Origin of the sequence: Eubacterium sp. SB2 (genome assembly GCF_001244405.1) — a bacterium.
Taxonomy (GTDB): Bacteria; Bacillota; Clostridia; order Lachnospirales; family Lachnospiraceae; genus Faecalicatena; species Faecalicatena contortus_B.
In genome coordinates this window covers 38,943-50,691 of record NZ_LN865151.1, presented here as the reverse complement: position 1 = coordinate 50,691, position 11,749 = coordinate 38,943, and the positions used below count along the sequence as shown (strand labels likewise).

The 11,749-nt window shown below is 45.8% G+C and carries 10 protein-coding genes; 3 read left to right on the top strand and 7 right to left on the bottom strand.

Annotated elements, in window-relative coordinates; translation table 11 throughout:
* The first annotated feature begins 112 nt into the window (after nucleotides 1–112).
* Nucleotides 113–1,096: a putative ABC transporter permease gene (locus BN1938_RS05055; protein ID WP_050639564.1), complete on the top strand. Its 984-nt coding sequence runs from the start codon at nucleotides 113–115 to the stop codon at nucleotides 1,094–1,096.
* Between the two features lie 63 nt (nucleotides 1,097–1,159).
* Nucleotides 1,160–3,280 carry a sensor domain-containing phosphodiesterase gene (locus BN1938_RS05050; RefSeq protein ID WP_050639563.1) on the top strand — a complete coding sequence of 707 codons (2,121 nt, stop codon included), beginning with the start codon at nucleotides 1,160–1,162 and terminating at the stop codon, nucleotides 3,278–3,280.
* Between the two features lie 387 nt (nucleotides 3,281–3,667).
* On the opposite strand, the gene BN1938_RS05045 is transcribed toward BN1938_RS05050, so the two are convergent.
* From BN1938_RS05045 to BN1938_RS05035, 3 genes are all read right to left on the bottom strand, one after another.
* Entirely contained in the window at nucleotides 3,668–4,276 is a 609-nt protein-coding gene (locus tag BN1938_RS05045; RefSeq protein WP_050639562.1) for a signal peptidase I, read from the bottom strand.
* A 13-nt stretch (nucleotides 4,277–4,289) separates the two neighbouring features.
* Nucleotides 4,290–4,820, bottom strand: coding sequence for a hypothetical protein (locus BN1938_RS05040; RefSeq protein ID WP_050639561.1), 531 nt, complete (start codon nucleotides 4,818–4,820; stop codon nucleotides 4,290–4,292).
* A 126-nt stretch (nucleotides 4,821–4,946) separates the two neighbouring features.
* Nucleotides 4,947–5,864 carry a LysR family transcriptional regulator gene (locus BN1938_RS05035; protein WP_050639560.1) on the bottom strand — a complete coding sequence of 306 codons (918 nt, stop codon included), beginning with the start codon at nucleotides 5,862–5,864 and terminating at the stop codon, nucleotides 4,947–4,949.
* 182 nt (nucleotides 5,865–6,046) lie between these two features.
* On the opposite strand from BN1938_RS05035, the gene BN1938_RS05030 reads away from it, so the two are divergent.
* Entirely contained in the window at nucleotides 6,047–6,721 is a 675-nt protein-coding gene (locus tag BN1938_RS05030; protein WP_050639559.1) for an MgtC/SapB family protein, read from the top strand.
* Between the two features lie 584 nt (nucleotides 6,722–7,305).
* Here BN1938_RS05030 and BN1938_RS05020 read toward each other — a convergent pair.
* The 4 genes from BN1938_RS05020 to BN1938_RS05005 form a co-directional block, all read right to left on the bottom strand.
* Nucleotides 7,306–8,337 (bottom strand): LacI family DNA-binding transcriptional regulator, encoded by a 1,032-nt coding sequence (locus tag BN1938_RS05020; protein WP_050639557.1) that lies wholly within the window; start codon nucleotides 8,335–8,337, stop codon nucleotides 7,306–7,308.
* A gap of 135 nt (nucleotides 8,338–8,472) precedes the next feature.
* The gene (gene malQ / locus BN1938_RS05015; protein WP_050639556.1) at nucleotides 8,473–9,954 is read right to left on the bottom strand and encodes a 4-alpha-glucanotransferase; all 1,482 of its coding nucleotides are present in this window, start codon (nucleotides 9,952–9,954) and stop codon (nucleotides 8,473–8,475) included.
* A gap of 17 nt (nucleotides 9,955–9,971) precedes the next feature.
* Nucleotides 9,972–10,844, bottom strand: coding sequence for a carbohydrate ABC transporter permease (locus tag BN1938_RS05010; RefSeq protein WP_025656881.1), 873 nt, complete (start codon nucleotides 10,842–10,844; stop codon nucleotides 9,972–9,974).
* The gene (locus BN1938_RS05005) at nucleotides 10,844–11,686 is read right to left on the bottom strand and encodes a carbohydrate ABC transporter permease (RefSeq protein WP_050639555.1); all 843 of its coding nucleotides are present in this window, start codon (nucleotides 11,684–11,686) and stop codon (nucleotides 10,844–10,846) included. Before BN1938_RS05005 ends, BN1938_RS05010 begins: the two co-directional genes overlap by 1 nt.
* Nucleotides 11,687–11,749: the final 63 nt, after the last annotated feature.

Here is an 11,749-nt window from a genome sequence, read left to right as displayed (position 1 = left end):
ATTTACTCTATAAATAATAGCTTTCCGATTTCTGTGATTCTGATATGCGGGATTCATATGAGATGCAGAACATCGAAATATAAAATAACTGCCGCTAAAGAGGGACATGATTATGGACATTTATTACATATTACTTTACTTTTTTGTATACGGATTTTTAGGCTGGTGCTCTGAGGTGGGATTTGCCGCTTTCAAGGAGCACAGATTTGTGAACAGAGGATTCCTGAACGGCCCTATCTGCCCTATCTATGGTGTGGGAGTCACTATAGTTATTGCATTTCTCACACCCTACAAGGACAACCTGATTCTTCTGTATGTTTCTTCCGTCATTCTGGTCACCCTTCTCGAAGGCGTTACCGGATGGGCAATGGACAAGATATTCCACAATAAATGGTGGGACTATTCGGAACAGCCTTTTAATATCGGCGGTTATGTATGCCTGATTTTCTCTCTGGTCTGGGGAATCGCCTGCGTGGCCATCATGGATTTTATCCACCCGCTGATCCATAAACTGCTGACTTTTCTCCCCCGTACGGCAGGGATTGTACTGATTGTGTTACTGGGAATTGCTATGTTTGCGGATCTCTATGTGACTGCAACCGCAATATTCAAGTTTAACAAGCGTCTGGCCAGCATGGAAAAGATTGCGGGAGAACTGCACGAGATATCCAATCAGATCGGTGAAGATATCTATGAAAAAGTAATCTTCGCCATGGAAAAGCAGGAGGTTTCCAAGCAGAAACTGGACGAGGCCGCTGCTGAACTAAGGGAAAACATACAGGAGGCCGCCTCCGGACTGAAAGAAAGAACACAGGAAGCCACTTCCGGATTGCTGGGTAAGACACAGGAAGCCACCTCCGGCTTACGCGAAAAGACGCAGGAAGCCGCCGCTGATCTGAAGGAAAAGACCCAGGAAGTCTCCGAAGAAATGCGCAGCCGCATTGCAGAACTTAAAAACCACTACCAGGAACTTGGCAGTAAAACACCGCGTGTCAGCCGCCGTCTTGTAAAAGCATTTCCTAAGATGGAATCCAGAAGCAGTAAGCATCAACTGGAAGAATTGCGAAAAAAGTTTAATCTTAAAAAGAAAAAATAGCCTGCTATGAAATCATAATTCATAACATGGAAATGGCGCCGCCATAGGGAAGGGATTATATTTATGGAGAATAATTGGGAGTTTTTTGAAAATCTGCAGGAACTCATTTTTGTGATAGATATGGAAAACCACACAATGGCCTACATGAATCATAGTGCCAGGAATGCCTTTGGCTGCCCCGATCACAAGGAATACCAGAACAGAAAATGCTATGAAATTCTTCAGGGTCTTTCGACACCATGCCCGTTTTGTACGGATTCCGTTCTTGCAATGGGCAGGTTCCATGACTGGGAATACACCAATCCTCTGACTCATGTAACTTATATATTAAGAGATACTCTGTTCGAACTGAACGAAAAAATATATAGAATTGAACTCGCCTATGATAAAAACAGCAGGGATATAGAAAAAAGTGAAAGGCAAAGCTTTACTCCTGACACAAAAAAGTTTTGGGATGACAATATAACCCCGCTTTCTGATGGCAGCACAGCTTTTCAGACCTTTATCCGTAATAATTATTTTGACGCGGAAGCCTTTTTCCGGTCTGTTGCCATACCTGACGCGCCTTATTACCTGTATTTCGGCGATTTACAGAGCAACCTTTATTACATATCGGATAATATGAAAGATGATTTCGGATTCCTGGACAACATTGTTTACAATCTGATTGATGCATGGGGAGAGAAAATCAGCAATGAGCAGGACCGTATGTTATATCACGAGGATCTTCGGCACATAATGGAGCAGAAAAAAGGGGTGCACAGCCTGCGCTACCGGATTACAGACAAAAACGGGATTTCTACATGGGTACACTGCCGCGGTATTGTAAAATGGTCAGGGGATAAAAACACGGCCCTCTTTTTTTCCGGCTGTGTCTCAAGGCTGGACAGCGACTTCTCCCTGGATGCTGTCACCGGTTTTCTGCGTGAGCAGTCCGCACTGAATGACCTGGCGGCACGCAATGGCACAATGGAGACCACCCTGATTGTGGGCTTTGGCCTCAACCATTTTACCTACATCAACGACTCCAAAGGACGTGCATCCGGCGATATGCTGCTGCGTGCAATTTCAAACTGCCTGCTGGAGAAACTGGGAAGTCTCTTCACCTTCTACCGGCTCGATGGGATCCGCTTTATGGCTGTTTCAAAACAGAATGTGTCATATAACGAAAATGAAGCCGTTGAAAACATCAGGCTCACCATTGAGGAGTGCTATTCCAAACAGAAGCTGTCCACAAAGCAGGCGGCTTCCTTCGGGATTCTGCATTTCCCGGATAACGGCGACACTCCGCAGGAAATTCTTGAAAATACAATGACATTGATCAGCATTGCCAAACTTAATTCTGATCTGAAATACAGTAAATTTTCTTCCGATGTGATAGCAAAACAGAAAGATAAGTCCAGCATGGCCCTGAGCCTGAGTGAAAATGTAGAAAAAGGCTGCGAGGGCTTCCGGATCGTGGTACAGCCCATAGTCTCCCGCGATACAGGAAAGATCATTGGGGGAGAGACACTGCTTCGCTGGCGCTATCGCGGACAGGAAATATCTCCTGTAGTATTTATCCCCCTGCTGGAGGAGACACGCATGATACTTCCCGTGGGGAAATGGGTTTTTGGGCAGGTTGTCTCACTCTGCAAACAGATCCTGGTCTTCCAGCCTGATTTTCTTTTATCCTTTAACGTTAGTTATCTGCAGATACTGGATGACACGTTTCTGCCTTTCATCCGGCAGACCATAGCGGAAAGCGGGCTTTTGCAAGGGCATCTGATGCTGGAACTGACAGAAACCCATTTCGATGAGATGCCCATCCGGCTGCAGGAATTCGTCGCCGAATGCCTGAAAATGGGAATCAAATTTGCATTAGATGACTTTGGGAATGGATTCTCTTCTCTGCAGATGCTCTTTAAATATCCGGTAAATGTCATCAAGCTGGATCGTACATTGATGAATGAGATCACGCATTCTTCGGAGAATCTTGATTTTATAATGAGCATTGTCTACGCCTGCCACCGGTCGAAGAAACAGGTCTGCGTGGAGGGCGTGGAGACAGATGCGGAATTGGAGATTGTTCGGCAGACGGACTGCGATATGATACAGGGGTTTTACTTTTATCGGCCTTTGGAGGTTGCGGATCTTTTACGGGGGCTTGAAGGGGACGGAGGAATACTGGCTGAGGGGCGCTGAGAGAAAGGGGAGTCCGGCTTCTGCAGGGGATGCCTGTGCCGTTGTAATATCCGGCCGCTTGCTGAGAATCAGTAACAGACAAAATATGGGGAATAGAGGTACTTGCCGCAGTTGGCGTGAATGCCGATGCATTCACACCGCCGGCGGCAACAGGATTTGATTTTGTGAATCAAATCCTGCCCTCTATTCCCCATATTTTCTCTGTAACTGATTCTATGCGCGCTCTTAGGATTTTACAACGGCACAGGCATCCCCTGCAGAAGCCAGACTCCCCTTTCTCTCAGCTGGACGCATCAGGGCGGGAGGATTTTCTCGTCCCTTTGGGACTCGCGGCGGGTGCGGCGGATTGGACTGGCTGTGCAGGCCTGTATCTCATTTTTTTCTGGTTTAACTGGTGCATATATTGTTTTTTGTCTCTGTGCCCTCTAATGTTTTTTGGTTCTCTGGTTTTTGTTCTGTCTCCTGTTTTTCTTTTTCTGCCTGCTCTTCTTTGTCGAATTTGTCCCAAAGTAATTGGTAGATTATCATGATGATCATTATGATACCTAGTTCTATTAATGCAAATGGGCTTTTTAGGAATAGGACGATCCTGCCGGCATAGGGGATGTGAAAAACGTAGGTGCCTATGATGTCCTGACGATGGGTTATATAGTCATCTGGCCGCTCGGCCGTTGCTCCCTGGGTCAGATATCGGATAGAACCGTCTTCCTCGGTTTCTGTTCCACGGTAATAGTGAGTGAAGACGGCATCCTCACCCAGACGGTCTACACGGAAGGATACGATATCTCCTTCTTTAGGTTCTTCGTCATCTTTTAGGTTTTTAACAAGCACAGCAGAGCCAGTCGGTATGACTGGCTCCATGCTGTCTGTTAGAATTACAAATGTTTGGTATCCTAAAAATGTTTTTACTCTTTCTGGGTACATTTTTATTAATACAAAGTATAACGCTAAAACTACTAACAAAATATTGGGTATCTTTTTTATAAGTTTTAACATAAAATAGATTACCTTATGACGCTGGCGTAGTTGCCTTTGTCAATGATGCATTTAATTTTACATCTAAAACAGTTTCCGCAGTCTTTTCCGCATTGGCTCCTGTAGGCTGTACTTTTACCTTATATTTTTTTGACGCATCAAAGGGAACCGCATCCTTTATGGCTACATCAGACCCTGATTCTACTACTGTGACTGTAAAATCATCTTTTGTTACTCCACCACCCGTAGGTTGTGTCGTTACTGAGACCTCTGGTGTTAAAGTCAGATTGGCTGTTTCACCACTAGGTATATTCGTTGCTGAAAATGTCACCTCTCCACTTGTATAAACAGGTGCTGTATCCCCCCAGTCTCTTGCTTCTGCAGTATTGTCATATGTTATGCCAGTTCCAACAGATAAAGTAATTGGCTTCCCTATTGTTAATGCTGTATTGGTGGATGTTGAAAGCTCATCCCACACCGCATAAGACCCCGCCATTGTTACCACGATTGCTCCTGCTGTTAAGAACCCCAGCATTTTCTTTTTACTTAATTGCCATTTTTTCATACCAAATTCCCTCCTAAGGTTTGCTCCAATTTTTAACTGACTTCATTATATACTGGGACAGGAGGTTTGGCTAATGCTTATATCTTATTGTCCCGTGATACGTATTGATTATCACAACTATGATTTTTAGTCGGCATAGCAATCCATGAAGAGTTTCAAAAAGTCCTCGGCCTGCGGGGACAATATCTCTCTTTTGCGCTTTATCCAGATTAATTTCTGGTGTACGTCACAGTGATTCAGTAACAGGCTGTTGATCTGGCCTCTTTTTAATTCTTCTACTTGCCATTTGTTTCCAAATATGAAGGAATCGGTTCTTTTTACCATGTTGATGATTGCATGGTAGTTGTTCATTTGGATTGTTTTATCAAAATCGCTGACCTGGAGCTTACCATCTATTGTCGTGCTGTTGTTTATATTGGCAAAGAAGTCGAGCGGAAGCCTGACACGGCTGTATGGCAGCAGTTCTTCAGCATCTATTGTAGTCCTCTCATAAAATGGATTCTTTTTACCTAGGTGGATATACAGGGTGCCCTCGCCGATCTCATACATTTCCAGCTCCTTTAATTCGGTCAGCTTGTGGAAAGCGGCTCTCTGCATGTTGTTGATTGTCACGATTCCGATGTCAGCCTTGGTCTGTTCAACCTGGTTCAATACATCTTCGATCGTCGTCTCTATGATATGAATACCGGTCCGTCTGGCGCGAATTGTCTCGTAATACTGGTAGATCATGTCATCCCTCATAATCAATTTGCCGATTGCGATACTGATTCTGGACTCTATGTAGTTTTCAGTACTCATCTTTATCTTAGAAATCTCATCGACCTGCTTTAAGATTGATTTGGCATAATAATAGAACCCCTCGCCAAATGTGGTCATCTCCACACCCTTATTTGTTCTGTTCAAAAGCGCTGACCCGAATTCATGTTCCAGACTCTGTATCGCCCGGGTCAGATTCGGCTGCGAAACATACAAGCTGGCTGCAGCCTTTCGCATACTCTTCTGCTCCGCTATCTCTACAAAGTATTTTAAATCTTTTATCTCCATTCGTTCCGCCCTCATAATTATATTCTTTTCAAGAATTATACCTTATTTGCGCATACAATGATAGCAGAAGAGCCTGAAAAACTTTTCCAGTTTTTGTGTTTTCCCCTCTTCCATGGTAAAATAATATTAAGCATAAAAATCTTTTATCTAAACAAACCCGGATACGGGAAGGAGGAACCCTTATGTTGCCACAAGTACTAGTACAGCTTGAATATCTTGCCAGAATTTTAGGTGCGGCTCTTTGCGGTATGGTCGTGGGGTATGAGCGGGAAAATCATTTTAAAACCGCCGGAATCCGTACCCATACAATCGTAGCCCTCGCTTCCGCCGTCATGATGATTATCTCCAAATATGGATTCAATGATATACTGCCGCTGAATCACATCGGTCTGGATCCCTCCCGTGTGGCGGCAGGCATCGTAACTGCCATCGGATTTCTCGGGGCTGGCATCATCTTCACCCGCAATGTAACCGTCAGCGGCCTCACAACTGCCGCCGGCATCTGGGCAACCGTAGGAATCGGAATGGCTTTCGGGGCTGGAATGTATGTGCTCGGGGTAATGACGACCATCTGCATTATCATAATCCAGTTCATCCTGCACAAAAATTTCCGCTGGCTCAAAACACTTTCAATCCAGCAGATCACCCTCGAGATCCGGGAAACAGATCATCTCAAAAGTATCCTGAAAGATTCCTTCGCCATCCGGGACCTTAAGATTCTAACGATGAAAGCAACCCGTATAGACGAAGAAACATTAAAACTGAAACTGAACGTGGCATTTCCGGACGATTATACATTTCAGGATGTCATAGACCTGCTCAAAGAAAACCCACAAATCAAATCCGTGGACATCTAAGCGGAGCGAATGTGGTTTAGTTATTTATGCGGATGGGGGACGCGTATCGGGAGCAGCGTATTTGTATATACTATAATTTTCCTTATACATACCTGTAATATATTAACAAATATATACACATCTTCCATATAGGATAACATTGCGCACATCCTATAACCATCCGATGCCGATGCCCCTAGCCTCCCACCAGGGAGCATTTCCTGCAAAGCAAGCTTCTGCTTCCGCATTGATGAACCAGTCTGCCGTGGAACGGGACGGAGACGAGCCGGGAAGGGAGCGACGCGGGCAGTCGGAAGGGCAGATATGTCATTTCAATAATGCTAAAGCGGAGCTTAGAAATTCTTGGAGGGAAACAGCCGTGAAAATGGGGAGATTTTTTGATCCCGAATCAAAATCAGCTGACCCAGCGCGAGAAATTATCAAATTTCTCACGATGTGTCAGCTGTGCCCCATTTTCACGGCTGTTTGCCTCCTAGAATTTCTTAGCTCCGTGTCCGCATTATAAAATGACATATATGCCCTTCCGACTGCCCGCGTCTATCCCTTCCCGGCTCGTCTCCGTCCCGTTCCACGGCAGGCGTCCCTCACACCAATCCTCTGGTAGACTCCCGAACCAGCAATTCTCCCGGAAGCACAACCTTTTTATGCTGCCCGTTCTTCCGTATTATGTTAAACAGCAGATCGATCGTAACCTTCGCCATCTTCTCTACCGGTTGACGGATGGTCGTCAGTGTCGGAGTATAGTATGACCCGATCTCCAGACCGTCAAATCCCGCCACTGAACAGTCCTGCGGAATCCGGATACCGGTCTCTGTGAGTGCACGGCATGCCCCGATTGCAAGACTGTCAGCAATCGCATATACCGCAGTGAACTCCTGCTTTTTTGCCAGCAGGGACTTCATGAGACGGTAACCGGTCTTCATGGAATAGCTGTCCGTCACGTAGTCCATATGGCAGATCAGCGCTTCATCCGGCTGTATATGGTTGTCTTCCAGAGCCTTCAGATATCCCTCAAACCTAAGCTTACCAATGCTTTCATCCTCTTGATCCGCAGATATAATCGCAATCTTTTTGTGGCCCGCCCTGCACAGATAATCCGTCATCTTATAGCTCTCGGCATAATCATCCACCGACACGGAAGACCAGAGCGGCCCCTCCTCAGTCTCTTCATTGACGATCCCGGAAGTGCTCAGGACAAAGGGGACATCCAGTTGTGCAAGATGCTCACTGGAGTGCGTAATAAAGCCGCCCAGGAAGATAATTCCCTTCAACTTTTTTTCTTTAACCAGCTCAATCGCCGCATCCAGTTCGTTCTCGTGTTCCTCCACCCTCTGCAGGATGAACGTATACTTCTTCCGCTGTGTTTCCTGTTCGATAATGCCTATCATGTCATTGAAGAAGGGATTCGTTATCCCTTTGACCAAAACTGCTATGGCTTTGGCATCGGAACGTTTCAGGTTCCTTGCACTGTTGTTGGGGATGTAATTATGCTCCTTAATCACCCGCATAACCATCTCTTTCGTCTCCGGATTGATATCCGGATGATTGTTGATTGCACGGGATACGGTGCTGACTCCAACCCCGCATATCCTGGCTATATCCTTAATTGTCTCCATGCTGATTCCTGCCCTTATTAAGTATTTTGGACATGCACGCTCCACCGGGCCAATTTTATTTTTATAGAAGTTTCTCTTCGGTATGCTGTCCTTTACGAGATAGAAGACCGTAACAGTTCCGACATGTCTAAACTGTTACAGACGACCGTACAGTTTCGTTATCTTACGTATCTCTTCTATAAGAGTATCATTTAACTCATCTTTTTTCAACCGCCATACCCAATTATTTCCCAGTGTCGAAGGTGTATTGATCCTTGCCTCACTGTCTCTGCAAAGATAATCCTGAACCGGTATCACACACAGCTGCGCCACACTGCCCATGGCCATGGCGATAAAGTCCCATGCCAGCTCATCTTCATCCAGCGCATGCTTGTGCAGATATTCTTTTGCAAAATCACGGCACTCCTTATCCACATGATGATACCAGCCCCGTGTTGTATCGTTGTCATGGGTCCCGGTATATACCACGCAGTTTGGGGTATATGTGTGCGGCAGATAGTTCGCCGATTCTCTGGAATCAAATGCAAACTGTATGACTTTCATTCCCGGAAAACCAGTGTCTTCCAAAAGCTTTAAGACACTGTCTGTTAAAAACCCCAGATCCTCCGCAATAATATTCAGTCTGCCAAGCTTCTCCTCCACTGCCCTGAAAAAACCGATTCCCGGCCCGGGCATCCATTTGCCGTTCACGGCGGTCTTCTCACCATAAGGAATCGCATAATATTCGTCAAATCCCCGGAAATGGTCGATACGGACGATATCGTACAGCCGGAAGCAGTAGGCGATTCTCCGCATCCACCAGGAATAACCAGTCTTTTTATGGTACTCCCAGTCATACAGCGGATTTCCCCACAGCTGCCCTGTGGCGGAGAATCCATCCGGCGGACAGCCTGCCACCGCGGTCGGCTCCTTATTATCATCAAACTGGAACAGCTCCGGAGCCGCCCAGGTATCAGCACTGTCAAACGCCACATAGATCGGAATATCACCGATGATCTCTATGCCATTTTCATTGGCATAGGCATGCAGCCGTTTCCACTGCCTGTTGAATTCAAACTGCTGGAAACGGTAGAAATCAATCTCTTCTGCCAGTTCCCCTCTGGCCTCCTCCAGGGCTTTCTCATCTCTGTCCCTGTAAGGAGCTTTCCATTCCCTCCAGCTGACACCGCCATGCTGGTTTTTCAGGGCCATAAACAGACAGTATTCGTCCAGCCATTCCCTGTTATCCTCCAGAAATGCATGGTACTCCCCACTCCTGCTGCCGTCAAACCTGCGGTACGCCTGCTCCAGGATTTTGAATTTGCCCAGATACAGCTTTTCATAATCTATACTGTCCTTCGTTTTCCCAAAATCATATGCTTTACATTCTTCCTCCGTCAGAAGTCCTTCCCGGATTAAAGTCTCCAAATCTATGAAATACGGATTTCCGGCAAATGTAGAGAAAGACTGGTACGGAGAATCTCCGTATCCGGTCGGCCCCAGCGGAAGAATCTGCCATTTACTCTGTCCCGCCTTTTTTAACTGATCCACAAACTCATAGGCTTCTTTTGAAAAACATCCAATCCCATACTCAGAAGGCAATGCGAAAACGGGTAATAAAATTCCACTTTCTCTCATCGCGTTTCCCCTTTCTGTTATCCTTTCACTGCCCCTGCAGCCACGCCTTTAATAATATATTTCTGGCAGAGCAGGTAGAATACGATGATCGGCAGGATTGCTAGAACCAGCATACCCATCATGGCTCCCATATCCACCGAACCATATCCGCCCCTGAGATACTGCACTGCGATCGGAATCGTCTGATAATCGCTTCCCAATACAAGCAGGGGAAGGAGATAATCATTCCATATCCACATCGCATTCAGAATTGCAACGGTGATTGCAGTTGGCTTTAGTACCGGCAGCACAATCCTGAAAAACGTCTGGATCGGCGTGCAGCCGTCGATCATCGCAGCCTCCTCCAGGGAAATCGGTATCGCCTTAATAAAACCTGCGAACATGAACACCGATAGTCCTGCACCGAACCCAACATATACAAAGATTATCCCAACCGGATTCCCCAGATTTAACGTATCCGTCACCTTGGACAGCGTAAACATCACCATCTGGAACGGTACAATCATAGCAAATACGAACAGATAATACAAGACCGTAGATATTTTACTTTTTACCCGCGTCAGCCACCATGCAGTCATTGCCGTCAGCAGTACGATCAGCAGCACCGAAAATACCGTTATGAAGATGGAATAACCGGCCGCCTTGATCAGTCCTGTTTTAGCCACGCCGTCAATATAGTTATTCAGGCCCACAAACGTATCGCTGCTGGGAAGCGCAAAAGGCTGATCACTGATATAAAGCTTACTCTTAAAGGAGTTGATAAATACCAGGATAATCGGGAATATAAATACCAGGGCCAGTACGGCAAAAATCACGGTCATCAAAGCCCCTGTGCCTTTTGATACTTCCATTGTCTGTACTTCTTCCTGTTTTCTCTTCTTTCCAGCCATTAGCTTTCCACCTCCTTATTTCTCGTAAAATAAAGCTGCGTCAGAGCCAGGATTCCTACTATTACAAAGAATATAACCGCCTTTGCCTGGCCTACGCCTTCCCAGCCGTTTCTATTATAGAAAGTCGTATAAATGTCCAGCGCCAGCATTGCCGTTTTCTTGGACGGAGCGCCTGCCGTCAGCGCCAGGTTCTGGTCAAAGAGCTTGAAGGAGTTGGTCAGAGTCAGAAACAGGCAGATCGTCACGGAGGACATCACCATCGGTATGGTCACCTTGAACAGCGCCTGCAGCTTTGTGGCCCCGTCAATCTTAGCGGCCTCCACCAGTTCTGTGGGGATATTCTGGATGCCCGCGATATAGATAATCATCATATATCCGATGAGCTGCCAGTTCATGAGAATAATCAGGCCCCAGAATCCGTATTTCGCATCTGTCGTTATAGTCACGCCGAATCTGGTAAGCACACCGTTGATCATCAGCTGCCAGATATAACCGAGCACGATACCGCCGATTAAGTTCGGCATGAAAAATGTAGTACGGAACAGATTTGTTCCCTTGATTCCTCTTGTCAGCGCATATGCAAAGATGAAGGCGATCACATTAATGCTGATGACAGAAACAATTGTAAACTTTACGGTAAACCAGAGGGCATTCAAAAAGTCTTTATTTGCAAATGCCTTCAGATAGTTATCTAATCCAACCCATCTTGCATTTGTCACTGTGGTAAATTTACAGAATGATAATCCAATACCAAGAACAAATGGAATCACGAAAAATAATGTAAATGCAATCAGTGTCGGAAGCACGAATATGCAAAAATATTTTTTATATGTCTTCTGCATAATACTCCTCCTGTTCTGTATTTGAGGGTGAGGCAGACCGATTTTCCGCACTCACCCTCCTTG